The following is a 25,394-nucleotide window of genomic DNA, read 5'->3' on the forward strand; positions in this document are numbered from 1 at the left end:
GGTGCTCAACGAGATTCGCATCGAGGCGCTGGGGGCAATCAGCGTTGCGACGGCCGAGTTCGATCGCGGCCTGACAGTGCTGACGGGTGAAACCGGCACCGGCAAGACCATGGTGGTCACCGGCCTGCATCTACTCGGCGGCGCGCGTGCCGACGCGACCCGGGTACGGTCGGGCTCCGAGCGTGCCGTCGTCGAAGGTCGATTCACCACTTCCGATGTCGACGACGCCGTCACCGCGGGATTAGACGAGATCCTGGATGCCTCCGGCGCAGAGCGCGACGAAGACGGCAGCGTGATCGCCTTGCGCACCGTCAGCCGCGACGGGCCGTCGCGCGCCTACCTCGGCGGCCGCAGCGTGCCGGCAAAGTCGTTGAGCGGCTTCACTACTCAACTGCTCGCGCTGCACGGCCAGAACGACCAGCTGCGCCTCATGCGCCCCGACGAGCAGCGCGGCGCACTGGACCGGTTCGCCGGAACCGGTCCCGCGCTGGAGCGCTACCGCAAGCTGCGGGAAGCGTGGCTGTCGGCGCGGCGTGACCTCACCGACCGCCGCGACCGGACCCGCGAACTCGCGCAGGAGGCCGATCGACTCAAGTTCGCGCTCAACGAGATTGACACCGTCGACCCACAGCCCGGAGAAGACGGGGCGTTGGTCGCCGACATCGTCCGGCTCTCCGAACTGGACACCCTGCGCGAGGCCGCAGCGTCGGCGCGCGAGGTGCTGTCCAGTTCCTCCGACGAGGGTTTCGGTGCCGCCGACGCGCTCGGGCGTGCCCGGGGCGCATTGGAATCCACGGGCGACGCCCGGCTGCGAGCCCTGGCCGACCAGATCGGTGGCGCACTGACGGTCGTCGTCGACGCCGTCGGCGAACTGGGCGATTACCTGGACGCACTGCCCACCGATGCCAGTGCGCTGGACGCCAAACTGGCCCGCCAGGCTCAGCTGCGCACGCTGACCCGCAAGTACGCCGCCGATATCGACGGCGTGCTGCAGTGGGCGCAGGATTCGCGCGACCGGCTGGCCCAACTCGACGTGTCCGAAGAAGGACTCGCCGCGCTGGAACGCCGGGTCGATGAACTTGGCACCCAATTAGGCCAGGCCGCAATCGATCTCAGCAAGATCAGGCGCAAGGCCGCCAAGAAACTGGCCAAAGAGGTCACCGCGGAGCTCGCCGGCCTCGCCATGAACAACGCCGATTTCACTATCGGCGTCACCACTGATGTGGCCGATCCGCACGACCCGTCGGCGCTGGTTCTGCCGGACGGTGAATCGGCGCGGATCGGCGTCGACGGCATCGACGTGGTGGAATTCGGCTTCGCCGCGCACCGCGGCATGTCGGTGCTGCCGCTGGCCAAGAGCGCCTCGGGCGGCGAGTTGTCGCGGGTGATGCTGGCGCTGGAAGTGGTGCTCTCCGCGTCTGCCACCGGCACCACGATGGTGTTCGACGAGGTCGACGCCGGCGTGGGCGGATATGCGGCGGTGCAGATCGGCAGACGGCTGGCCCGGCTGGCCCGCACACACCAGGTCATCGTCGTCACGCACCTGCCACAGGTCGCGGCCTACGCCGACGTGCACCTGGTGGTGCACAGCCAGGGGCCTAAGGGCACCAGCGGCGTAACGCGCCTGACCAGCGACGACAGGGTGGCCGAGCTGGCCCGGATGCTGGCGGGGCTGGGGGAATCCGACAGCGGACGCGCGCATGCGCGTGAACTGCTGGAGACCGCGCAGAACGATCGCGCCTGAGCCTCTTCGGTTACCGCGAGCGACCGCAAAATGCCGTTCGCAGCGGCGTGTCGCTGTACAAACGCGGGCGCTCGCCTTCCGGCGCGAGCGTGCACAGAATGCCGGCCGCGCCGGCGTGTCCCCGTACATCTGCGCACTGTCGTGCCCAGCGGGCGCCAAACCCCCGCAATCACCCCGCGATACAAATGTGACAGATGTGACGCTTTATAACTTCTGAGGCAGATGTTACGGCGCGCCTCCCCGCCTCGGCCTTCTATCGCCGACAGAATCGGCTCCCATGAAGATGTCAGCGCTTCTAACTCGCAACACCGTCCGGCCCGGCCTGGTGGGCACCGCCCGCGTCGATCGGAACATCGACCGACTGCTGCGCAGGGTGTGCCCCGGCGACATCGTCGTCCTCGACATCCTGGACCTCGACCGCATCACCGCCGACGCTCTGGTGGAAGCTGACATCGCCGCCGTCGTCAACGCATCGCCGTCGGTTTCGGGCCGCTACCCCAATCTGGGCCCTGAGGTCCTGGTCAACAACGGGGTCACCCTCATCGACGAGACCGGGCCCGAGATCTTCAAGAAGGTCAAGGACGGATCCAAGATCCGCCTGTACGAGGGCGGCGTCTACTCCGGGGACCGCCGCCTGATCCGGGGCACCGAGCGCACCGACCACGACATCGCCGACCTGATGCGCGAGGCCAAGAGCGGGCTGGCCGCTCACCTGGAAGCGTTCGCGGGCAACACCATTGAGTTCATCCGCAGCGAAAGCCCGCTGCTGATCGACGGCATCGGCATCCCCGACATCGACGTCGACATGCGCCGCCGGCACGTGGTGATCGTCTCCGAGGAGCCCAGCGCCGAGGAGGATCTGAAATCCCTCAAGCCGTTCATCAAGGAGTATCAGCCCGTCCTCGTCGGTGTCGGCCAGGGAGCCGACGTGCTGCGCAAGGCGGGCTACCGCCCACAACTGATCGTCGGTGACCCCGACCAGATCAGCGCCGAGGTCCTCAAGTGCGGCGCACAGGTCGTGCTGCCCGCCGACGCCGACGGCCACGCCGCCGGTCTGGAACGGATCCAGGACCTCGGCGTGGGGGCCATGACTTTCCCGGCCGCCGGCTCCGCCACCGACCTGGCACTGTTGCTGGCCGATCATCACGGCGCCGCGCTGCTGGTCACCGCGGGCCACACCGCCAACATCGAGACGTTCTTCGACCGGACGCGTTCGCAGAGCAACCCGTCCACGTTCCTCACCCGGCTGCGGGTGGGGGAGAAGCTGGTGGACGCCAAGGCGGTTGCCACCCTGTACCGCAACCACATCTCCGCCGGTGCCATCGCGCTGCTCGCGCTGACCATGCTGATCGCGATCATCGTCGTGCTGTGGGTGTCCCGCACCGACGGCGTGGTAGTGCACTGGCTCGTCGAGTACTGGAACCGCTTCACCCTCTGGATCCAGCACCTGATCTCCTAGGAAGTGCCCTGATGATCTCGTTACGCCAACACGCCATCTCGCTGGCCGCCGTCTTCCTTGCGCTGGCCATCGGGGTGGTGCTGGGCTCCGGCTTCTTCTCCGACACCGTGTTGTCCAGCCTGCGTAATGAGAAGCGCGATCTGGCCGGTCAAGTCAACAATCTCAACGACCAGCGCAATCAGCTGAACGAGAAACTCAGTGCCTCAAACACTTTCGATGCGCAGGTGCTCGGCCGCATCGTGCACGAGGCATTGGCGGGCAAGACGGTGGTCCTGTTCCGCACCCCGGATGCCAGAGACGACGACGTGGCCGCGGTGTCCAAAATCGTCGGGCAGGCCGGCGGCTCGGTCACCGGCACGGTGTCACTGACGCACGAATTCGTCGAAGCCAACTCAGGCGAAAAACTACGCTCAGTGGTCAACTCCTCGATCCTGCCCGCCGGAACCCAGCTGAGCACCAAACTGGTCGACCAGGGTTCGCAGGCCGGTGATCTGCTCGGCATCGCCCTGCTGGTCAACACGAATCCTCAAGCACCGGCCGTCGACGACACCGCGCGCGACACCGTGCTGGGTGCCCTGCGCGAAACCGGCTTCATCACCTACCAGCCCAACAGCCACCTGGCGGGCGCCAACGCCGCCATCGTGGTCACCGGCGGCGCGGTGCCTGCGGACGCCGGCAACCAGGGGGTCACCGTGGCGCGATTCGCCGCCGCACTGGCACCCCACGGCTCCGGCACCGTGCTGGCCGGCCGCGACGGGTCGGCCGGCGGTAGCGCAGCGGTCGCGGTGGCCCGCGCCGATGCCGGCATGGCGGCCGCCATCAGCACCGTGGACGACGTCGACGTCGAACCCGGACGGATCACGGCGATCCTGGCCCTGCACGACCTGGCCGGCGGCGGACACCCCGGTCACTACGGCATCGGGCACGGGGCGACAGCAGTGACCGTTCCGCAATAGGGCGTGTTCGACGCGGCGGGACGCCGTGGATGTTAGGGTGAGTTTCCGTGGGTCGGCAGGCCCAGCACGTTCGATTTTCCTGCATCATGCCCTGCCCATCACGGAGGTCGCCCGTTGCGTAAGCATTCGCAAATCGCCACCAAGCACCTCTTCGTCAGCGGTGGGGTCGCTTCATCACTGGGCAAGGGGCTGACGGCGAGCAGCCTCGGCCAGTTGCTCACCGCACGCGGTTTGCACGTCACGATGCAGAAGCTCGACCCCTACCTGAACGTCGACCCCGGCACCATGAATCCGTTCCAGCACGGTGAGGTTTTCGTCACCGAGGACGGCGCCGAAACGGACCTCGACGTCGGCCACTACGAGCGCTTCCTCGACCGCGACCTGTCCGGGTCAGCCAATGTCACGACCGGACAGGTGTATTCGACGGTGATCGCCAAGGAGCGCCGGGGTGAGTATCTGGGCGACACCGTCCAGGTGATCCCGCACATCACCGACGAGATTAGGCGGCGCATCCTGGCGATGGCCGAACCGGACGCCAGCGGCCACCGTCCCGACGTCGTCATCACCGAGATCGGCGGCACTGTCGGCGATATCGAATCGCAGCCGTTCCTGGAGGCGGCGCGCCAGGTCCGCCACTACGTGGGTCGCGAGGACGTCTTCTTTCTGCACGTTTCGCTGGTGCCCTACCTGGCGCCGTCCGGCGAACTCAAGACCAAGCCCACCCAGCACTCGGTGGCTGCGCTGCGCAGCATCGGTATCAGCCCGGACGCGCTGATCCTGCGCTGCGATCGTGAGGTCCCCGAAGCGCTGAAGAACAAAATCGCGCTGATGTGCGACGTCGACATCGACGGCGTCATCTCCACTCCGGATGCGCCCTCGATCTACGACATCCCCAAGGTGTTGCATCGCGAGGAACTCGACGCCTTCGTGGTGCGCCGGCTCAACCTGCCGTTCCGCGACGTCGACTGGACCGAATGGGACGACCTGCTGCGCCGGGTGCACGAACCGCACGACACCGTGCGAATCGCGTTGGTGGGCAAGTATGTTGAGCTATCCGATGCCTACCTCTCAGTCAGTGAGGCGTTGCGCGCCGGCGGTTTCAAGCACCGGGCAAAGGTCGAAATCGTCTGGGTGGCATCGGATGACTGTGAGACCCCCAGTGGTGCTGCACACACGCTGGGCGACGTGCACGCGGTGCTGATCCCCGGCGGGTTCGGCATCCGCGGCATCGAGGGCAAGATCGGCGCCATCCGCTACGCGCGGGCGCGTGGGCTGCCCGTGCTGGGGCTGTGTCTCGGTCTGCAGTGCATCGTGATCGAAGCGGCCCGCTCGGTCGGCCTCACCGAGGCGAACTCCGCCGAGTTCGAACCGGACACACCGGATCCGGTCATCTCCACCATGGCCGACCAGGAACAGGCCGTCGCCGGCGAGGCGGATCTCGGCGGGACGATGCGGCTGGGCGCCTATCCGGCCGTCTTGGAGCCTGATTCCATTGTGGCCCAGGCATATCAAGCGACCCAGGTGTCCGAACGCCATCGGCACCGGTACGAGGTCAACAACTCCTACAGGGAGCGGATCGCCGCCAGCGGCCTGCGGTTCAGCGGGACGTCACCCGACGGGCACCTGGTCGAGTTCGTCGAATACCCGCCCGATCAGCACCCGTTCATCGTCGGAACCCAGGCGCACCCCGAGCTCAAGAGCCGGCCCACCCGGCCGCATCCGTTGTTCGTGGCCTTCGTCAAGGCGGCCATCGACTACAAGGCGGGTGAACTGCTGCCCGTCGAAATCCCCGAAATTCCGGAGCACCACGCTTCCAATGGCAACGACCGTCGCGACGCAGACGGCTCGGCGGTAGGGCAATCGCTAGCCGAACCCGCCACCCGTGGCTGAGCACGATTTCGAGAAGGTATCGTCGGAAACCTTCTACCAGGGAGCGATTTTCGCGTTACGCCGGGACGAGGTCCGGATGCCGGGCGGCAACATCGCGAAGCGGGAGGTCCTCGAGCACTACGGTGCGGTGGCGGTGGTCGCGATGAACGAGGACGGCGAAATCGCACTGGTCTACCAGTATCGCCACACGTACCGGCGCCGGATATGGGAGTTGCCGGCGGGCCTGCTGGACGACCCGGACGAAGCGCCGTACCGCACCGCCGAACGCGAGCTCGAAGAGGAGGTCGGGCTGCACGCCCGCACCTGGCAGCTACTGCTGGATGTCAACACCGCCCCCGGTTACAGCGACGAGTCGGTGCGGATCTATCTGGCCACCGGACTCACTGACATCGGGCGGCCCGAGGCGCACGACGAAGAAGCCGACATGACGATGCAGTGGTTTCCTCTCGACCAGGCGGTAGCCAAGGCGCTCAGCGGAGAGATCGTCAATTCCATTGCGATAGCCGGTATTTTCGCTGCCCACGCGGTCGCCACCGGCATCGCCGTGCCGCGTCCGCTGGACACGCCGTGGCTCGACAAGCCGACCGCCTTCGCCAAGCGTAAGGCGTCGCAATGACGGCGGCGTTGACGCTCGACGCCCAGCTGCAGGGCTACCTCGACCACTTGACGATCGAGCGCGGCGTGGCGGCCAACACCCTGAGCTCCTATCGCCGTGACCTGCGCCGCTACTCAAAACATCTGGAAGAACGCGGAATTCACGATCTGGCCAAGGTCGGTGAGAACGACGTCAGCGAGTTCCTGGTGGCACTGCGCCGCGGCGACCCCGAATCCGGTGCGGTGGCGCTGTCGGCGGTCTCGGCGGCGCGGGCGCTGATCGCGGTGCGCGGATTGCACCGGTTCGCCGCCGCCGAAGGGCTGGCCGAGCTGGACGTGGCGCGGGCGGTCAGGCCGCCCACGCCGGGCCGACGGTTGCCCAAGAGCCTGACCGTCGACCAGGTGCTGGCGCTGCTGGAGGCCGCCGGCGGCGAGGATGCCTCCGACGGTCCGCTGACGCTGCGCAACCGGGCCCTGCTGGAGCTGTTGTACTCGACCGGGTCGCGGATCTCGGAAGCCGTCGGGCTCGACGTCGACGACATCGACACCCATGCGCGGTCGGTGTTGCTGCGCGGCAAGGGCGGTAAGCAACGCCTGGTGCCCATCGGACGCCCCGCCGTCCAGGCGCTCGATGCCTACCTGGTCCGCGGCCGTCCGGACCTGGCCCGACGGGGCCGTGGCACGCCCGCGATCTTCCTCAATGCCCGGGGCGGTCGCCTGTCGCGCCAGAGCGCCTGGCAGGTGCTGCAGGACGCGGCCGAACGCGCCGGCATCACTTCGGGGGTGTCACCGCACATGCTGCGGCACTCCTTCGCCACGCACCTGCTGGAGGGCGGCGCCGACGTGCGGGTGGTGCAGGAGTTGCTGGGTCACGCCTCGGTGACCACCACGCAGATCTACACCCTGGTCACCGTGCACGCCCTGCGCGAGGTCTGGGCCGGCGCCCACCCGCGGGCCACCTAGCCCAGGTACTCCGACTCCAGCACCAGGTCGGACACCATCGACTGGTACTCGAGATGCGTCTTGTGCTCGACCGTGTTCCACGTCGCGCCCTGGTGCTCGCGCATATAAGCGCGGTACTGCGGCGCGCCCGGCACCCGGACATTGTCGGCGACGGCGATCGAACCCCGGCGCAGCCACCCGCGGTCCAAGATGCTCTTCAAATCGTCCAGATAGGCGTCTTTGTCGTGATCCAGAAAAAGGAAATCGACTGCGCCAGAGGCGAATCCGTGATCACTTGCCAACGCGTCCAAGGTGCGGCCGCCGTCGCCGATGGTGCCGACCACACACGTCACGCGGTCGGCCACACCCGCATGACTCCAGATCCGCCGGGCATTGACGGCGTTCGCCTCGGCGAGCTCGACGGAGAACACCTTGGCATTCGGAGCGGCCCGCGCAATCCGCAGGGCGCCGTAACCGACGTAGGTTCCGAGCTCCAGCGCGAGCGACGGATCGGCGCGCCGCACCGCGGCGTCGAGGAGCCGGCCCTTCTCGTCGCCGACGTTGATCAGCATCGACTTCTCGTACGCGAACTTGTCGATGGTGGCCAGCACGTCGTCGATGTCACCGGCCCGCGCGTGCTTCACCACGTAGTCGACAGCCGCCGCCTCGCGTCCGTCACCGATCTGGCCGGTCTTGGTGATGTTGCGCGCCCCGGTGGCCATCCGCCACACCGACCACCGCAGCAGGGGTATGCGTCGCTTCAGATCCATGTCCACACCATAGGCCCGGGGAATCGCGCGCTCCGGCAGGGTGTTGAACAAGACGATGACAGCTCTGGCGAAAACATCGAATGCGGTTGAATCACCGACACTTTGGACACCGTCGCGGGTGTTGGTCACCCGCTCGGCAGCCGAACAGCCACATGGCGCAAACATTGTGACGCGCTGCGAAGCTGCCGGAGTCGCCGACATCGAGATCCTCAAAGGCGACCGGCTCCCGCCGCTGCGTGCCGACAACGACCGCGCGTCCTACGCACTGGCCAAGCGCACCCTCGCCGTCGTGATCGCGCCGCCGAGCAAGCGCCGGCTGCAGCCGATTCCGCCCAGCGCCGACTGGCGGATCGATCTCGCCGAAGGCTGCCCCGCCCACTGCCAGTACTGCTACCTCGCCGGCTCGCTGTCCGGGCCGCCCATCACCCGCGTGTATGCGAACCTGCCCGAGATCTTGGCGGGGATGGACGACCATGTCGGCCGTGGCACCATCACCTCGGCATCGGCCGCGCGGGCCGACGAGGGCACCACCTTCGAGGCCTCCTGCTACACCGATCCGCTGGCCATCGAGCATCTGACCGGCTCGCTGTCCGCCACGATCGCCCACGTCGGCACCCATGACTGGCCCGCGCCGGTCGGGCTGCGCTTCACCACCAAGTTCGACGACGTCGCACCGCTACTCACATTGCCCCACCACGGCGCCACCCGGGTGCGGGTCTCGGTGAACGCCGACGACGTCGCCGGCCGGTTCGAGGGCGGCACCGCGCGGCTGCCACGGCGCATCGGCGCGTTGCGCGCGCTGGCGTCAGCCGGATACCGGGTCGGCCTGACCATTGCCCCGATCATGCCGATTCCGGGGTGGCGAGACGGCTACGGACGCCTGCTGCGGGACGTCGCCGACGCGGTGGCCGACATACCCGACCTCGACCTCACCGTGGAATGCATCACCCACCGCTTCACCGCAGGCAGCCGCGACGTGTTGCTGGGCTGGTATCCGCGGACCAAGCTCGAGATGGACGAATCCGCGCGGACCCGTAAATTCGGCAAGTTCGGGTCGGCGAAGTACGTCTACCCCAAAGAGACCATGGCCGAGCTGCGGTCCTGGTTCGAGGCCGAACTCACCGCGACGCTGCCTGCGGCCCGCACCCTCTACTGGACCTGAGCCGACGTCGCCCGGAAACGTTGCCCGCGGGTCTCCCGGTCCAGGCAAGGCGAGCCGTTAGACTTTCCTGCAATGTCCACGCTGACGCCCGTCACCACCCACCGCGACCGGGCATGACCGACCCTCCCGGCACCGGTCCAGAGATCGGCCTGACCGGCCGGCCGCCGCGGGCGATTCCCGAACCCAAGCCACTGTCGAGCCACGGCCCGGCCAAGGTCGTCGCGATGTGCAACCAGAAGGGTGGGGTCGGCAAGACCACGTCGACGATCAACCTGGGCGCCGCGCTGGCCGAGTACGGCCGGCGGGTGTTGCTGGTCGATATGGACCCCCAGGGCGCGCTGTCCGCCGGCCTCGGCGTCCCGCACTACGAGCTGGAAAAGACGATCCACAACGTGCTGGTGGAGTCGCGGGTATCGATCGACGACGTGCTGCTGCACACCCGGGTCAAGAATCTGGATCTGGTGCCCAGCAACATCGACCTGTCGGCGGCGGAGATCCAGCTGGTGAACGAGGTCGGGCGCGAGCAGACGCTGGCCCGGGCCCTGTATCCGGTGCTGGACCGCTACGACTACGTGCTGATCGACTGCCAGCCGTCGCTCGGACTGCTCACCGTCAACGGCCTGGCCTGCGCCGAGGGCGTCGTCATTCCCACCGAGTGCGAGTTCTTCTCGCTGCGCGGCCTGGCGCTGCTCACCGACACGGTCGACAAGGTGCGCGACCGCTTGAACCCCAAACTGGACATCAGCGGCATCCTGATCACCCGGTACGACCCGCGCACCGTGAACTCGCGTGAGGTGATGGCCCGCGTCGTCGAACGCTTCGGTGATTTAGTGTTCGACACCGTGATCACCCGCACCGTCCGCTTCCCGGAGACCAGCGTCGCCGGCGAACCCATCACCACGTGGGCGCCCCGGTCCGCGGGAGCGCTCGCGTACCGCTCACTGGCGCGCGAGTTCATCGACCGATTCGGCGTGTGAGCGGCCCCGAGAGTCCGGCGGCATCCGAGAACGGGTTTCAGGTCCGGCTGACCAACTTCGAGGGACCGTTCGACCTGCTCCTGCAGCTCATCTTCGCCCATCGGCTCGACGTCACCGAGGTGGCGTTGCACCAGGTAACCGATGACTTCATCGCCTATACGAAAGCCATCGGCGCGCAATTGGACCTGGAGGAGACCACGGCCTTCCTGGTGGTCGCGGCCACCTTGCTGGACCTCAAGGCCGCCCGCCTGCTGCCCACCGGCCAGGTCGACGACGAGGAGGACCTGGCACTGCTCGAGGTGCGCGACCTGCTGTTTGCGCGGCTGCTGCAATACCGGGCCTTCAAGCACGTCGCCGAGATGTTCGCCGAGCTCGAGGCCACCGCGCTGCGCAGCTATCCCCGCTCGGTCGCGTTGGAGGAGCGCTTCGAGGGCCTGCTGCCCGAGGTGATGATCGGGGTCGACGCCCAGCGGTTCGCCGAGATCGCCGCGATCGCCTTCACCCCGCGCCCGGTTCCCACGGTCGGCCTCGGGCACCTGCACGTCGAGCCGGTGTCGGTGCCCGAGCAGGCCCGGCACATCCTGCGGATGCTGGAAGGGCGGGGCAGCGGCCAGTGGGCCTCGTTCTCGGAGCTGGTGGCCGACTGCACCGTGCCGGTCGAGATCGTCGGGCGCTTCCTTGCGCTGCTCGAACTGTATCGGTCCCGGGCTGTAGCATTCGACCAGTCCGAGCCCCTTGGCGTGCTCCAGGTTTCATGGACCGGGGAACGGCCAGCGAGCGAATCGTTGCTAGAAGTGCGAGATCAGTAGATGACCCAACTGCCGCCCGAGGGCGAGCTGGATGCTGGCATCCCGGATATCGCCGAACCCGCCGAGATGGAGCCCGACGAGCTCGGCCGCGTGCTCGAATCGCTGCTGCTGGTGGTGGACACCCCGGTGACCGCGGAGGCGCTGGCGTCGGCCACCGAGCAGCCGGTCTACCGGGTCGCGGCCAAGCTGCGCCTGATGGCCGACGAACTGACCGAGCGCGACAGCGGCATCGACTTGCGCCAGACAAGCGAAGGTTGGCGGCTGTACACCCGGGCGCGATTCGCGCCCTACGTCGAGAAACTGTTGTTGGACGGTGCGCGAAGCAAGCTCACCCGGGCCGCGCTGGAAACGCTCGCGGTGGTGGCCTACCGCCAGCCGGTGACGCGGGCACGGGTGAGTGCGGTCCGAGGTGTCAACGTGGACGCCGTGATGCGAACCCTGTTGGCGCGCGGGCTGATCACGGAGGTCGGTAACGACGAGGACAGCGGCGCAGTCACTTTCGCCACCACCGAGCTTTTCCTGGAGCGGCTGGGATTGACGTCGCTCTCCGAATTGCCCGACATCGCGCCGCTGTTGCCCGATGTGGACACGATCGACGACCTCAGCGAAACCCTGGACAGCGAGCCACGTTTCATCAAACTCAACGGGGGCCGGGTCTCCGATCAGCCACTGACCTTCGACGTGGATCACGACTGATGGTCGAATCCGACGAGCAGCGGGGGACCCGGCTGCAGAAGGTGTTGTCGCAGGCCGGGATTGCTTCGCGCCGGGCAGCGGAGAAGTTGATCATCGAGGGCCGCGTCGAGGTCGACGGTCAGGTGGTGACCGAGCTGGGCACCCGGGTCGACCCGGACGTGTCGGTGATCCGCGTCGACGGGGCCCGGGTGGTGCTGGACGATTCGTTGGTCTATTTGGCGCTGAACAAGCCGCGCGGCATGCATTCGACCATGTCCGACGATCGTGGCCGGCCGTGCATCGGGGACCTGATCGAGCGGAAAGTCCGCGGTAACAAGAAGTTATTCCACGTGGGCCGGCTGGACGCCGACACCGAGGGGCTGATCCTGCTGACCAACGACGGGGAATTGGCGCACCGGTTGATGCACCCTTCCCACGAGGTGCCCAAGACCTACCTCGCCACCGTGACCGGTGCGGTGCCGCGCGGCCTGGGTAAGCAGCTGCGGGCCGGGATCGAATTGGACGACGGCCCGGTACGGCTGGACGATTTCGCGGTGGTGGACTCGATTCCCGGCAAATCGTTGGTGCGGGTGACATTGCACGAGGGCCGCAACCGGATCGTCCGCCGGCTGCTCGCGGCGGTCGGCTTTCCCGTCGAAGCGTTGGTGCGCACCGACATTGGCGCGGTCACCCTGGGCAAGCAGCGCCCGGGCTCGGTGCGGGCCCTGCGGCACGACGAGATCGGGCAACTGTACAAGGCGGTGGGGTTGTGAGCGGGATGGTTGTGGCGATCGACGGTCCCGCGGGCACCGGAAAGTCCTCGGTATCAAGGGGATTGGCGCGCGGACTGGCGGCTCGGTTTCTGGACACGGGGGCGATGTACCGGATGGTGACGCTGGCGGTGCTGCGCGCCGGAATCGACCCCGCCGACGCCGCGTCGGTGAGCGAGGCCGCTGCCACGGTTGAGCTGTCGGTGGGCTATGACCCCGACGCGAGCAGCTTTTCACTTGCCGGACAAGACGTTTCCGCCGAGATCCGCGGCGATGACGTCACCCGGGCGGTGTCCGCCGTGTCGGCGGTACCGTCGGTGCGTACCCGCCTGGTCGACATCCAGCGCCAGATGGCCGACGGCCCGGGCACAATCGTCGTCGAGGGGCGTGACATCGGGACGGTGGTCTTCCCCGACGCGCCGGTCAAGATCTTCCTCACCGCCTCCGCCGAGACGCGCGCGCATCGCCGCAACGCTCAGAACATCCGGGCGGGACTGGCCGATGACTACGAGGCCGTCCTGGCCGATGTGCGCCGCCGCGACCACCTCGACTCGACCCGTGCGGTGTCGCCGCTGCGTGCCGCACCGGATGCGATTGTCGTCGACACCAGCGACATGACCGAAGCCGAGGTGATCGCTCACCTGCAGGAGCTGGTCACACAGCGAAGTGGGGCGGTGCGATGACCGAGGACGGTACCTGGTCCGACGAAAGCGACTGGGAATTAACAGATTTCGACTCCGATGACCTGACGGAGGCCGGCCCGGCGCCGGTCGTGGCGATCGTCGGGCGGCCCAACGTCGGTAAGTCGACCCTGGTCAACCGGATCATCGGACGGCGCGAGGCGGTGGTACAGGACGTCCCGGGCGTCACCCGGGACCGGGTGTCCTACGACGCGTTGTGGACCGGCCGCCGGTTCGTCGTGCAGGACACCGGGGGCTGGGAACCCGACGCCAAGGGGCTGCAGCAGCTGGTGGCCGAGCAGGCCTCGGTGGCCATGCGCACCGCCGATGCGGTGATCCTGGTGGTCGACGCCACCGTCGGTGCCACCGCGGCCGATGAGGCCGCCGCCCGCATTTTGCTGCGCTCCGGCAAGCCGGTGTTCCTGGCCGCCAACAAGGTTGACAGTGAGCGGGCCGAATCCGACGCCGCCGAGCTCTGGTCGCTGGGTCTGGGCGAGCCGTATGCGATCAGTGCCATGCACGGGCGCGGCGTGGGCGAGCTCCTCGACGCGGTGCTGGCCGCGGTGCCCGAGGTTTCCGAAGTGGCCTCGAGCGGCGGGGGTCCGCGCCGGGTCGCCCTGGTCGGTAAGCCCAACGTCGGCAAGAGCTCACTGCTGAACAAGCTGGCCGGTGATCAGCGGTCGGTGGTTCACGACGTCGCCGGAACCACGGTCGATCCGGTGGACTCGCTGATCGAGCTGGGCGGCAAGGTGTGGCGGTTCGTCGACACCGCGGGTCTGCGGCGCAAGGTTGGACAGGCCAGCGGTCATGAGTTCTACGCCTCGGTGCGAACCCGGGGCGCCATCGACGTCGCGGAGGTGGTGATCATCCTGATCGACGCCTCGCAGCCACTCACCGAACAGGACCTGCGGGTGCTGTCGATGGTGATCGAGGCCGGGCGCGCGCTGGTGATCGCCTACAACAAGTGGGACCTCGTCGACGAGGACCGGCGCGACCTACTCGACCGCGAGATCGATCGCGAGTTGGTGCAGGTGCGCTGGGCGCAGCGGGTGAACATCTCCGCGAAAACCGGCCGAGCGGTGCAGAAGCTGGTGCCGGCGATGGAGACCGCGCTGGCGTCGTGGGACACCCGCATCCCCACCGGCCCGCTGAACAGCTGGATCAAGGAAGTGGTGGCCGCAACGCCGCCGCCGGTGCGCGGCGGCAAGCAGCCCCGCATTCTGTTCGCCACTCAAGCCACCGCCCGTCCGCCCACGTTCGTGCTGTTCACCACGGGATTTCTGGAAGCCGGCTACCGCAGGTTCCTGGAGCGGCGGCTGCGCGAGACGTTCGGGTTCGAAGGCAGCCCGATCCGGATCAACGTGCGCATGCGCGAGAAGCGCTCCGCTCAGCGCCGCTGACGCACACCTGCTGGGCCCTTTCAAGGCGTCAACTCCCGCGATGCGGGCATAGAAAGCTACATCACAAGAATGTGCCGTTGACATGCGCGGATAACACTTCTTACTATTTCTCATATAGCGGAAAGATATAACCGCATTGTGGGAATTAGTGAGGATCCCGGATGACGACGCAGCAGGAAATCAGCAGAATTCAGACGCGCTTCAGCGTGCGCGACAAATCGATTTTGATCACCGGCGCCACCGGTTCGCTCGGCCGAGTCGCAGCGCGCGCGCTTGCCGACGCGGGCGCCCGGTTGACCCTGGCCGGTGGCAACGCGGCCGGGTTGGACGAACTGGTCGGCGACGCCGGCATCGACGATGCCGTCCTGGTTCCGTGCCGTCCCGAAACTCCCGCCGACGCACAAGCCATGGTCGATGCCGCCGTCGCTCGTCACGGCCGGCTGGACGGAGTGCTGGTCGCCTCCGGCATGAACCAAGTCCAACCCATCACCGAAATGGACGTCGAGGACTTCGACAAGGTCATGGGTGCCAACGTGCGAGGCGCTTGGCTGGTCAGCCAGGCCGCCGGGCGGGTCATGCTCGAGCAGGGACTGGGCGGCAGCGTCGTGCTGGTGTCCTCCGTGCGCGGAGCGCTGGGACACAGCGCGGGCTACAGCGCCTACTGTCCCTCCAAAGCGGGAACCGATCTGCTGGCCAAGTCGCTGGCCGCCGAGTGGGGTGCCGACGGTATCCGGGTAAACGCCCTGGCCCCAACGGTTTTCCGGTCTGAACTGACCGAGTGGATGTATGCCGACGACGAAAAAGGACGCCGCACCCGCGAAGCCATGTTCGCCCGGATTCCGTTGGGCCGCTTCGCCGAACCGGAAGACTTCGTCGGCGCCCTGATCTATCTGCTCAGCGACGCGTCCAGCTTCTACACCGGCCAGGTGATGTATCTGGACGGGGGCTACACGGCATGCTGACCTCTCATCACTTCTCCCGGGCGACCGTCGTCGGCGCCGGCCTGATGGGCCGCCGCATCGCCGGTGTGCTGGCATCGGCGGGACTCGACGTCGTCATCACCGACACCAACGCTGAGATCCTCGATGCCGCGGCCGCGGAGGCGCGCGAAGTAACCGGGGCGGCAAGCGGTTCGGTGTCAGCCACCGCCGATCTGGCTGCGGCGGTGGCCAATACGGACCTCGTTGTCGAGGCCATCATCGAAAACCTCGTTGTCAAGCAGGAACTCTTCGAGCGCCTGGCCGGGCTGGCGCCGGCTGGTGCAGTCCTGGCCACCAACACCTCCGTGCTCCCCATCGGCGCCGTCACCGAGCGGGTCGAGGACGGCGCCCGGGTCATCGGGACGCACTTCTGGAATCCGCCGGACCTCATCCCGGTGGTCGAGGTGATCCCCAGCGAGCGGACCAGCCCGGACACCGTGGAGCGGGTCCTGGCTTTACTGACCGAGGCCGGCAAGATGCCGGTGCGGGTCGGTCGCGACGTCGCCGGGTTCATCGGCAACCGCCTGCAGCACGCGCTGTGGCGCGAGGCCATGGCGCTGGTGGCCGAGGGCATCTGCGATGCCCAGACGGTGGACCTGGTGGTACGCAACACGATTGGCCTGCGGCTGGCCGCCCTCGGTCCCCTGGAGAACGCCGACTACATCGGCCTGGACTTGACGCTGGCCATCCACGAAGCGGTGATCCCGAACATCAACAGCGACCCGCATCCCAGCCCGCTGCTGCGCGAGCTGGTCGAGGCGGGCCACCTCGGGCCACGCACGGGCCGCGGATTCCTCGACTGGCCCGAAGGCGCCCGGGAAGAAACGGCCGCCCGGTTGGCCGGGCACATCAGTCGGCAACTCAACACAGAAAGGACGTCATAGCCATGGAATTCACCTGGCCCCTCGGTAAAGCCGAGTCAGCACTGGAGTTCTACGACCTCTCACACCCCTGGGGACACGGGGTGCCCGCGTGGCCGTACTTTGAAGACGTCAAGATCGAACGGCTGCACGGGATGGCGAAAAGCCGCGTGCTGACCCAGAAGATCACCACCGTCATGCATTCCGGGACGCACATCGACGCACCGGCGCACGTGGTGGAGGGCACGCCGTTCCTCGAAGAGATCCCGCTGAGCGCCTTCTTCGGCACCGGCGTCGTCGTCTCGATTCCCAAGGACAAATGGGGCGTCGTGACCGCCGAGGACTTGGAGAACGCCACACCGGAGATCCGGCCCGGCGACATCGTCATCGTCAACACCGGCTGGCACCACAAATACGCCGACAGTGCCGAGTACTACGCCTACTCACCGGGTTTCTACAAAGAAGCCGGCGAATGGTTCGCGGCCAAAGGCGTCAAGGCCGTCGGCACCGACACCCAGGCGCTGGACCATCCGCTGGCCACCGCGATCGCCCCGCACGGCCCGGCTGAGGCGCAGGGCGGTCTATTGCCCTGGGCCGCCAAGGAATACGAACAGCTGACCGGACGCAAGGTGCTCGACGACTTCCCCGACTGGGAGCCCTGCCACCGGGCAATCCTATCCAAAGGCATTTACGGCTTCGAGAATGTCGGCGGCGACCTGGACAAGGTCACCGGGAAGCGGGTCACCTTCGCCGCGTTCCCGTGGCGCTGGGTCGGCGGGGACGGCTGCATCGTGCGGCTGGTCGCCATCGTCGACCCGACCGGGAGCTACCGCATCGAGACGGGTGAGGCGGCCTGAGCATGAACCTGACTCGCGCCAGCGATGCCCCGGCGTATGCAGCCCCGGCGCACCATCGGGTGTCCACCGCACGCTTGCAGGGTCTGGAAGCCGGGCCCACCGAGCGGTTCTGGGTCGGGGTGTCCCTCTACCAGCCCGGCGGCTCGGCCGAAAAGGCAGCTGCCCCAGCGGAAACCGTCTATGTCGTCCTCGACGGCGAGTTGGTGATCCGCACCGACGAAGGCGAGACGATGCTGGGCCGGCTGGACAGCGTGCACCTGGCCACAGGGGAGACGAGGTCGATCCTCAACCGTTCGGATCAGGAAGCCCTGCTGCTGGTCACCATCGCCTACCCCGAAGGAGGCGAGTCATGAGCGTCCTGTTGACGGTCGCGCCGACCGGGCCCATCGCGACCAAGGCCGACAACCCGGCCCTGCCCACCACTCCCGAGGAAATCGCGACCGCCGTCGAGCAGGCCTACCATGCCGGCGCCTCGGTCGCCCACATCCACCTGCGCGACGAATACGAAAGGCCCACAGCCGATCTGGATATCGCGCGACGCACGATGGATCTGATCGGCGAACGCTGCCCGATCCTGATCCAGCTGTCCACCGGCGTCGGCCTCAGCGTGCCGTTCGAAGAACGGGCGAAGCTGGTGGAGCTGCGGCCGCGGATGGCCACGCTCAACCCGTGCTCAATGAGCTTCGGCGCCGGGGAGTTTCGCAACCCACCGGGTGCGGTGCGTCGGCTGGCCGGACGCATGACCGAGCTGGACATCAAGCCGGAGCTGGAGATCTACGACACCGGCCATCTGGAAGCCTGCCTGCGGCTGTGGGCCGAAGGGCTGCTGGCTGAACCGCTGCAGTTCAGCATCGTGCTCGGGGTGCAGGGCGGCATGGCGGCGACCGCCGATAACCTGCTCACCATGGTGCGCCGGCTACCCGCCGGGGCGATCTGGCAAGTAATCGCGATCGGCAAGGCCAACCTGGAACTCACCGCGATGGGCCTTGCGCTGGGCGGCAACGCGCGCGTGGGACTTGAGGACACTCTCTACCTGCGCAAGGGTGAGCTGGCGCCGAGCAATCTGGCGCTGGTGTCCCGCACTGTGCGGCTGGCCCACGCCTTGGACCTCCCGCTCGCCTCGGTCGACGAAGCCGAGGCCGTGCTGCACCTGCCGGCCAGGATAGGAGTTCACCAGTAATGCCGGAAACCTCCGACTCCCGCAGCGGCGGCATCCAGGTCATCGCCCGGGCCGCCGAGATACTGCGGCTGCTGCAGTCGCATCCGGGCGGCCTGAATCAGGCCGAGATCTGCGAGCGGGTCGGGATGGCGCGGTCGACGGTGAGCCGGATATTGAACGCACTGGAAGACGAAGGCCTGGTCGCGTCGCGCCGGGGAGCCCGCGGGCCCTACCGGTTGGGTCCGGAGATCGCGCGGATGGCCAACACGGTGCGCCTCGGGGTCGTCACCGACATGCACCCGTTCCTGACCGACCTGTCCCGCAGACTGAACGAGACGGTGGACCTGTCGATCCTCGACGGCGACCGCGCAGACTTCATCGACCAGGTCGTCGCGCCGCACCGCCTGCAGGCGGTGAGCGCGGTAGGGGAGTCCTTCCCGCTGTACTGCAGCGCCAACGGCAAGGCGCTGCTGGCGGCGCTACCCGCCGACCAGCTGGCCCAGGCCATGCCCAAACGGCTGGTTCAGCTGACCCCGAACACCATCGCGGATCAGGCGGCGCTGCGCGACGAGCTGGACCGGATCCGGGCCGACGGCGTCGCCTATGACCGCGAAGAGCAGACCGAAGGCATCTGCGCGGTGGGAGCGGTGCTGCACGGCGTCAGCGATGTGTTGGTGGCGGTCAGTGTGCCGGTTCCGGCGCAGCGTTTCTACGGCCGCGAGGCCGAACTCGCCCAGGTACTGCGGGCGTGGGTCGCCAAGGTCGACACCCGCTCCCGCACCCGATATTGAGGAGCTTGCCGATATGTCAAAGTCATTGCAAGACAGTCTGGTTGGAGCCTGGCGGCTGGTTTCCTACGTGGAGCGGGACAGCCCCGACGGTCCGCCCAGATACCCGCACGGTGAGGACGCCCAGGGCCTGATCATGTACACGCCGGACGGGTACATGTCGGCGCAGATCCAGTCCTCGGGCCGGCCGGACTATGACCGTCCGGTGGCCAGTGGCGGCACGCCGGAGCAGGCGGCCGCCGCGGCCCTGGGATACCTGGCCTACAGCGGCCGGTACTTCGTCGACGAAGAGACCGGCGATATCCGCCACCAGGCGACGCTGTCCCTGGTGCCGAATTACCTGGGCCAGTTCCATCTGCGGCACAGTGACCTGGACGGCGACCGCCTGACGCTGACCTCGGAGTTGGCGTTGCCCGACGGGCGCACGGTGTACTCGTCGCTGCTGTGGCGGCGGGCTGTGGCCGGCGACGCTCAGGTGGCCTAGGTCGGGAGCGCCGGGCCGCTGCGGTAGGCTGTCGACCTGCTGTTGGTTCACGGATCGGCAGCACCGGGCTGTGGCGCAGTTTGGTAGCGCACTTGACTGGGGGTCAAGTGGTCGCAGGTTCAAATCCTGTCAGCCCGACAGAGGTCAGAGGCGATTTTTATTCCCTGGGTTTAGGTTCCAAAAGCCCATTGACGCCAATTGTGACGCCAACAGAGGCGTAAAATTGCTCCATGGCGAAGCGCCGAGCAAACTCCGAGGGCAACATCTACCAACGCGCCGATGGCCGGTGGGAAGGCCGCCTGAGTTACATCGACCCGGCCACGGGAAGCCGCAAGCGTGTAAGCGCCTACGGGGCGACGCAGAAGGCCGTTCTCGCTGAACTCGGCAAGATCCGCGACCGCCTGGAAGAAGGCAAGCCTCCGAAGGACGCCACCACCACAATTGAGGCCTGGCTCAAGCACTGGCGCGAGACCACGCTCGCAGCCAGCGACCGCAAGCCAGCGACTCGGGAGTTGTACTCCAACCTCAGCCGCAAACACTTGGAGCCCGCTCCCTTCGGGATGATGTCGTTGGATAGGCTGCGGCCCGCGCACATCGAAAAGCTCATCCTCGACATGCGAGCCAAGACCAGGACTCGGGGTAGGGGAGAGGACGCCGAACAGATCCGCGCATTCTCCGATAGCACCATCCGCAGCGCCTACGCTGTACTTCGGCAGGCTCTTGACGGTGCGGTTCGCGACGGCCTCTTGGGCCGCAATCCTGCGGCCCTGGTGAAGCGTCCTGGCGTTGAACGTGTCGAGGCCCGGCATCTCGATACCGCGACCGTAGCGGACCTTCTGGCGGCAGCTGAGGGCCTGCGCTATGCGCCCGTTCTGAAGCTGATCGCATCTACTGGCATTCGTCGCGGCGAGGCTCTGGGCCTTACCTGGGATCGAGTTGACCTCGACGCAGGATTTTTCAGAGTGGCCGCGACAATGAGCCGGGTCGGGGGCAAGCTCGAAAGCTCAGACCCTAAGACCGAGCGCTCTCGTCGGACGATCCCGCTGTCTCCGGCCATGGTGGCCATGCTCAGGACTCATCGCAAGAAACAGATCGAAGAGCGAGTGCGCGCCGCCAACGTCTGGAACGACCGCAATCTCGTATTCGCCACCGAAGCCGGTCATTTTGTCGAGCCTCGCAATATCTTGCGGACCATCGAGATCGCCTCGGCCAAGGCCGGGTTAGAGGGAGTCGGAGTGCACACCCTGCGGCATTCCGCTGCTGTCGCGTGGCTGGAAAACGGCATCCACATTCGACAGGTGGCCGATCTGCTCGGACACAGCAGTATTGCGATTACCGGCGACGTCTACGGACACGGCTCCGACGAAGGTGCCAAGGCGGCTGTTCTGGCACTTGAGGAGCGTCTAGGCCTCTGACCAGTAGCGATGTCGTTATGACTATAACTGCTCTACACGATGGCAAACTACGAAGCGAGTGAATGTACAAGTCGCGCAGTGTGATCAGCTTGCACAGCAAACGGACATGTAGTTACTGTGAGGCATGAAAGTGCACGTCTAGTCACGCGCGGAGTTGAAGATGGACCAACTTCTTATATCGATTGCGCCGGGGGTTACGGACGCCCTGGGCGTCTCGCGCCGCGCGGTGTATCGCTTGATCAACGAGGGTGAGCTGACACGGGTCAAGATTGGTACTCGTGCGCTGGTGACGTCGTCGAGTGTTCGTGACTACGTCGACCGACTGACCGCTACCGCTTCCTGAAATAGCGTTGGCTACTCAGATCCTCGAAGTCCTAATCGTGGTCTATCAAGAGCGATCAGCTACGGATCCCGAGCGCTCCTCAATCTGCAGCTACCTTCGCCCGTGGAATAGCGAGATGTGCTTGGCAGCTGAAGGAACCGAGGCGCGCCCACAACGCGAGGCCATCAACGATCGCATTGCCACTTTGAATCTGCCCTCACCGACGAAGGGCCAAATCAAAGACGCGGCATCCGACGGGAGGCGCGTCAAGTGATTACCGCGAACAGCGTTGCTCTGCAGCCGAAAAAGTCCGAGAGGACTGCAATGCAGGTTTGCGAGGTCGCCCTGAAGCTCAGCCATGACCAAGGAGCAGCTTCTCACTCGGCCATCGCTGAGGAGCTGGGGGTAAGCGTCAGCACCGTCCAGCGATCCCTGCGACGACTTCGTGAGCAAGGCGAGATCGTATGGGATCTCGGTCCGCACACGCTAAGAAATGCTCTCTTCTACCGAGTTCCGGGCGAAGAAGTGACCGAACGCGCCAACCTGGGCGTTTCTAGCGAATCCCCATGTCACGAAGATCGGTCAAAAATCCTTGGCCTTAAAGGTAATGACCTACAAGAGGATGTATTGGTTGGTAGAGAAGAAGATTCAATAGACTCTTCTTTTCTTGCCAATACAAATAGACGTATCAATACCTCAAGGCCAAGGCGACCCTCGATCCTCGATGGGCGAATCACCTCGCTAGTCGAGGAGTTTGAGCGATACGTCGCTCCTCGGTCCGAGAGGGCTATCACCTCGAAGCGACGCCAAGGGTGGTACATCGCAGCGGAGCGCCTGCTATTCGTCGATCGACGTTCCCTCGATCAAGTGCGTCAGATCCTCGCCTGGATCTTCGATCGACAACAAGGCGTTCTCCCCTCGTGGTTTTTGTGCAAGTGGAAGAACGCCAAAGAGTTCAAGGTCACTCGGCTTTACCAGGTCGTCGAGCACTGGGATGACCTCGTTAAAGCGATGAGCGACGGGCCTTCTCAGGCAGTCGAGGAGGTCGGCGACCTCGCTACGAAGGTAGCCTTCATGTCCGACGAGGCGAGGTCATCTCGCTCGGAGGTCGACAACGTCACGCCTCTTTCACGCGAAGAGATCGACGATCAAGTGAATGAACTGATCACCGCCTTCGCGGGGTTTAGACGAGTGCCTCTCGACCGACTCGACGAGTGGCGACGGAACAACTGGACCAAGACCTTCGAGATTATGCTGCGCGGAGACCGCCGCTCTTTCGATGAAGTGCTCCGCGTCGTTACCGGACTAAGTGACCAACGTTTGTGGCGCTGGATTGACGTCAGCCGCTACAACACCCCATTTGACATCCGCAGCAGAGAGTACGACGACCTCGTCAGCCAGATCCAATGCGCCAGCACGTGGGCCGATCAGGACGAGAAGTCTCGGCCAGAACCTCTGGCTGCTGTTCGCAGCTGGGATTGGGAAGAACTTGACTACTGCTCACCGGCGAGGGATGAGTGCGCCCGGGGGTCGTCCGACATGGGATCCCACGAAAGTATTGAACGCCGCCAGCGGCGTTACGAGGAGCGGGCAGAAAAGAACCGTCTCGCGGTGCACAATGATCGCCCAGTCGGCTCTGTCTGAATGCGTTGCGGCAAAGCGCCTTCTCTCAGGTGGCGGTGCACAACGTCGGAGATCTGGCGCGAGGAGCGCTGTGCTGTTCTCGGCACCACCACCTGAAGCGACTATCGAGTGAATATGCCGAAGACCGGGAGGACGGTAGCTGCAGCCGCCGTGAACTCCTAGCCCGAAGCACGGAAAGTGTTCTATAGCCTTGTTTGCGAGTATGCGACTTGCCTACTGTGAGGTAGTCTGTCGGTCAACAACTTGATCAGATCGCACGCTTCCAGCGGAGTTACTTGCAGGAGCAGCCTTGCGCCAGCGGAGTCACTTGCGGGCATGGCGAAGCGGTAGTAGGAGCCTCGGCGCGGATTCGAGCTTCAAGGCAATAGTGCTGCGCGGGAATGTTCTCCGGCAGCACCGAACTCGCTTGACTGCACGGTCACTGGAAGGCGCAGGACCGCAAGCGGCGGGCCGGTTGTGGAGTCGCGGGCGCGCACGCGGCTTCTTAGCGCTGGATGCCTGCTCTCCGTATCTGATTCGTGGCCCTCTCGGGTTTCATCCATTCCCGGGGCCTTTCTGAGTGCGCAGCAGATCATTCTGCATCAGTACGAGTGTCGCCATCAGTACCTCAAGGACGCATTGGCAGCGACCTCGGATGAGGACGCTGGCTTCGATTGCTTGAACCGACTGCGCCAAGACGTCATACCTGGCGTGTCGGGGTATCCGGGCCGCGCGAAGCCGATCAACCGATGCCAGGCGAATTGCGTCGGTCGAATGCAGCTCCGCCGATGGTTCTGCAAACACCATCGTGTCTACAGGATAGCTATAGGATTGGTTGCACCCCAACGTATTTGATGTGCGATACTCCCGGAGATTGGGTAGACTCGTCCCCTGATCGTCGTCATGCCGTCAGGAAGGGGCGATGTCCTTGCTCCAAACACAACGCCGCCGTTCGAACCAAAGAAACGGTGGCCTGGTTTTGGAATGCGAGGAATCTCTTGAACGACATCTCCGTTTTGGGCGGACGCTACGGCTATCTTCAGCAGCGCTTCGGCCCTGACCACCCCGACACCGTCGCGGCCCGGGTCGATCACCGAGTTGCCCGCATTCGCGCGTTTGCACGCGAACTCCTGGCCGATACAGGGCCGCTTAACGAGAAGCAGATCAATTCGATCCTTGCCGTACTGCGGGGTGCCTCGTGAGGACCCAGGACGACGCAGGGGTCTCGTCCTACGGCATACATATCGCCCGGTTCACCGCTGTGGACCCGCAGCCAACGCGCGCTCAGAACGCGCAACTATGTCAACTTCTGCTGAGGCCTGCCGCGAAGATCCTGGTCGGGGCCTCATGAGCGCCCCAGAGCTGCGCTGCGACGCTCTGGACCACCAGGAGGCGCGCGACCTCACAGACCGGATTAAAGCCGACGTAGAGGCGGTCTGGGGCCTGATCGTTCAGGCCTACCAGCAGCGGGCGTGGGCCGCACTCGGCTATGCGTCGTGGGACGCCTACACCCATGAGGAGTTCAGAAGCTTGAGGCTGCGGCTGCCTCGGGAAGAGCGATCCGGAGTAGTTGCTTCGCTGAGAGACGCTGGCCTGAGTATTCGAGCTATCGCCGCAGCGACGGGCTTCGACAAGAACACGGTGCAAGCCGATCTTGCTCAGGTGTCTGAAACTCATACACCTGGGGAGCGGTCGCGCGAGGCCGAAGACGTTCCTAACACCGATCCTCTTCCGACGATTGGGTTGGATGGCAAGAAATACCGGCGCAACCAGCGACCGAAGCGTGAATCGACGCCTGCGGAGAAGAACGACAAGCTCCGCGACGGTGTGAATCGCAACATCGACCAGATTGAAACCGCGCTTGACATATTGGAGTGGCGTTGCGCGAAGAAATGCTTCGCGGATGCCTATGCCGTCGCACCAGACTGCCGTAGCAAGCATCACAAGCGACTCTTGCGGCTTGGCGACCGGCTCGACAGAATCCGCGACCAGTTTTCGGACAGAGACGTGTCGTCGTGACTGCCGCCACCGGTGTCTCGAAGAGGACTCGGCCCTATTCGGGATCGCTTGCAACACGC

General features: G+C 65.9%; 26 protein-coding genes and 1 tRNA gene. 26 read left to right on the forward strand and 1 reads right to left on the reverse strand.

The annotated features are described in order from the left end of the window. Position 1 precedes the first annotated feature (1 nt). The 6 genes from recN to xerD all read left to right on the forward strand — a co-directional run bounded on the left by recN (position 2) and on the right by xerD (position 7,606). The gene (gene recN / locus C0J29_RS14255) at positions 2-1,744 is read left to right on the forward strand and encodes a DNA repair protein RecN (RefSeq protein WP_120792721.1); all 1,743 of its coding nucleotides are present in this window, start codon (positions 2-4) and stop codon (positions 1,742-1,744) included. Between the two features lie 277 nt (positions 1,745-2,021). Continuing rightward, entirely contained in the window at positions 2,022-3,203 is a 1,182-nt protein-coding gene (steA, locus tag C0J29_RS14260; RefSeq protein WP_065045496.1) for a putative cytokinetic ring protein SteA, read from the forward strand. 11 nt (positions 3,204-3,214) lie between these two features. Then, a complete protein-coding gene (locus C0J29_RS14265) occupies positions 3,215-4,159 on the forward strand; it encodes a copper transporter (RefSeq protein ID WP_120792722.1) in 945 nt (314 codons plus the stop codon). Between the two features lie 114 nt (positions 4,160-4,273). Further along, on the forward strand, positions 4,274-6,049 hold the full coding sequence (locus C0J29_RS14270) for a CTP synthase (RefSeq protein WP_120792723.1): 1,776 nt from the start codon (positions 4,274-4,276) through the stop codon (positions 6,047-6,049). Further along, positions 6,042-6,665 carry an NUDIX domain-containing protein gene (locus tag C0J29_RS14275; protein ID WP_120792724.1) on the forward strand — a complete coding sequence of 208 codons (624 nt, stop codon included), beginning with the start codon at positions 6,042-6,044 and terminating at the stop codon, positions 6,663-6,665. Before C0J29_RS14270 ends, C0J29_RS14275 begins: the two co-directional genes overlap by 8 nt. Next, positions 6,662-7,606 (forward strand): site-specific tyrosine recombinase XerD, encoded by a 945-nt coding sequence (xerD, locus tag C0J29_RS14280; protein ID WP_065049253.1) that lies wholly within the window; start codon positions 6,662-6,664, stop codon positions 7,604-7,606. Before C0J29_RS14275 ends, xerD begins: the two co-directional genes overlap by 4 nt. Here the strand turns inward: xerD and C0J29_RS14285 are convergent. Continuing rightward, entirely contained in the window at positions 7,603-8,355 is a 753-nt protein-coding gene (locus tag C0J29_RS14285; protein WP_120794724.1) for an O-methyltransferase, read from the reverse strand. The genes xerD and C0J29_RS14285 overlap by 4 nt on opposite strands. A 55-nt stretch (positions 8,356-8,410) precedes the next feature. On the opposite strand from C0J29_RS14285, the gene C0J29_RS14290 reads away from it, so the two are divergent. From C0J29_RS14290 to C0J29_RS14385, 20 genes are all read left to right on the forward strand, one after another. Then, positions 8,411-9,517: a spore photoproduct lyase family protein gene (locus tag C0J29_RS14290; protein ID WP_120792725.1), complete on the forward strand. Its 1,107-nt coding sequence runs from the start codon at positions 8,411-8,413 to the stop codon at positions 9,515-9,517. A 113-nt stretch (positions 9,518-9,630) separates the two neighbouring features. Then, a complete protein-coding gene (locus C0J29_RS14295) occupies positions 9,631-10,494 on the forward strand; it encodes a ParA family protein (protein WP_065049257.1) in 864 nt (287 codons plus the stop codon). Next, positions 10,491-11,303, forward strand: coding sequence for a segregation/condensation protein A (locus tag C0J29_RS14300; RefSeq protein ID WP_120792727.1), 813 nt, complete (start codon positions 10,491-10,493; stop codon positions 11,301-11,303). Before C0J29_RS14295 ends, C0J29_RS14300 begins: the two co-directional genes overlap by 4 nt. After that, complete coding sequence (gene scpB / locus C0J29_RS14305) at positions 11,304-11,999, forward strand: SMC-Scp complex subunit ScpB (protein WP_065049260.1); 696 nt, start codon at positions 11,304-11,306, stop codon at positions 11,997-11,999. Continuing rightward, positions 11,999-12,751: a pseudouridine synthase gene (locus C0J29_RS14310; RefSeq protein WP_065164265.1), complete on the forward strand. Its 753-nt coding sequence runs from the start codon at positions 11,999-12,001 to the stop codon at positions 12,749-12,751. Before scpB ends, C0J29_RS14310 begins: the two co-directional genes overlap by 1 nt. 5 nt (positions 12,752-12,756) lie before the next feature. Then, complete coding sequence (cmk, locus tag C0J29_RS14315) at positions 12,757-13,431, forward strand: (d)CMP kinase (protein WP_120792728.1); 675 nt, start codon at positions 12,757-12,759, stop codon at positions 13,429-13,431. Then, positions 13,428-14,828, forward strand: coding sequence for a ribosome biogenesis GTPase Der (gene der / locus C0J29_RS14320; protein ID WP_065049266.1), 1,401 nt, complete (start codon positions 13,428-13,430; stop codon positions 14,826-14,828). The genes cmk and der overlap by 4 nt, the downstream gene beginning before the upstream one ends. A gap of 161 nt (positions 14,829-14,989) precedes the next feature. Next, entirely contained in the window at positions 14,990-15,790 is an 801-nt protein-coding gene (locus C0J29_RS14325) for an SDR family NAD(P)-dependent oxidoreductase (RefSeq protein WP_120792729.1), read from the forward strand. Continuing rightward, entirely contained in the window at positions 15,784-16,692 is a 909-nt protein-coding gene (locus tag C0J29_RS14330) for a 3-hydroxyacyl-CoA dehydrogenase family protein (protein WP_120792730.1), read from the forward strand. The genes C0J29_RS14325 and C0J29_RS14330 overlap by 7 nt, the downstream gene beginning before the upstream one ends. A gap of 2 nt (positions 16,693-16,694) precedes the next feature. Next, positions 16,695-17,525: a cyclase family protein gene (locus C0J29_RS14335; protein WP_120792731.1), complete on the forward strand. Its 831-nt coding sequence runs from the start codon at positions 16,695-16,697 to the stop codon at positions 17,523-17,525. Between the two features lie 2 nt (positions 17,526-17,527). Beyond that, positions 17,528-17,878: a beta-D-galactosidase gene (locus C0J29_RS14340; protein WP_120792732.1), complete on the forward strand. Its 351-nt coding sequence runs from the start codon at positions 17,528-17,530 to the stop codon at positions 17,876-17,878. Next, on the forward strand, positions 17,875-18,705 hold the full coding sequence (locus C0J29_RS14345) for a beta-keto acid cleavage family enzyme (RefSeq protein WP_120792733.1): 831 nt from the start codon (positions 17,875-17,877) through the stop codon (positions 18,703-18,705). The genes C0J29_RS14340 and C0J29_RS14345 overlap by 4 nt, the downstream gene beginning before the upstream one ends. Then, positions 18,705-19,475 carry an IclR family transcriptional regulator gene (locus C0J29_RS14350; protein WP_120792734.1) on the forward strand — a complete coding sequence of 257 codons (771 nt, stop codon included), beginning with the start codon at positions 18,705-18,707 and terminating at the stop codon, positions 19,473-19,475. Before C0J29_RS14345 ends, C0J29_RS14350 begins: the two co-directional genes overlap by 1 nt. A gap of 13 nt (positions 19,476-19,488) precedes the next feature. Next, a complete protein-coding gene (locus tag C0J29_RS14355; RefSeq protein ID WP_120792735.1) occupies positions 19,489-19,956 on the forward strand; it encodes a lipocalin-like domain-containing protein in 468 nt (155 codons plus the stop codon). A 64-nt stretch (positions 19,957-20,020) separates the two neighbouring features. Then, a tRNA-Pro gene (locus tag C0J29_RS14360) sits at positions 20,021-20,094 on the forward strand. A gap of 92 nt (positions 20,095-20,186) precedes the next feature. Next, positions 20,187-21,371, forward strand: a complete 1,185-nt coding sequence (locus C0J29_RS14365; RefSeq protein WP_120792736.1) for a tyrosine-type recombinase/integrase — start codon at positions 20,187-20,189, stop codon at positions 21,369-21,371. Between the two features lie 160 nt (positions 21,372-21,531). Next, entirely contained in the window at positions 21,532-21,714 is a 183-nt protein-coding gene (locus C0J29_RS14370) for a helix-turn-helix transcriptional regulator (RefSeq protein ID WP_120792737.1), read from the forward strand. Positions 21,715-21,963: 249 nt separating this feature from the next. After that, positions 21,964-23,337: a helix-turn-helix domain-containing protein gene (locus C0J29_RS14375; RefSeq protein ID WP_120792738.1), complete on the forward strand. Its 1,374-nt coding sequence runs from the start codon at positions 21,964-21,966 to the stop codon at positions 23,335-23,337. A gap of 977 nt (positions 23,338-24,314) precedes the next feature. Continuing rightward, entirely contained in the window at positions 24,315-24,518 is a 204-nt protein-coding gene (locus C0J29_RS14380) for a hypothetical protein (RefSeq protein ID WP_120792739.1), read from the forward strand. A 145-nt stretch (positions 24,519-24,663) separates the two neighbouring features. After that, on the forward strand, positions 24,664-25,335 hold the full coding sequence (locus C0J29_RS14385; RefSeq protein WP_120792740.1) for a hypothetical protein: 672 nt from the start codon (positions 24,664-24,666) through the stop codon (positions 25,333-25,335). The last annotated feature ends 59 nt before the right edge of the window (positions 25,336-25,394 follow it).

It is taken from the genome of Mycobacterium paragordonae (assembly GCF_003614435.1).
Classification (GTDB): Bacteria; Actinomycetota; Actinomycetes; order Mycobacteriales; family Mycobacteriaceae; genus Mycobacterium; species Mycobacterium paragordonae.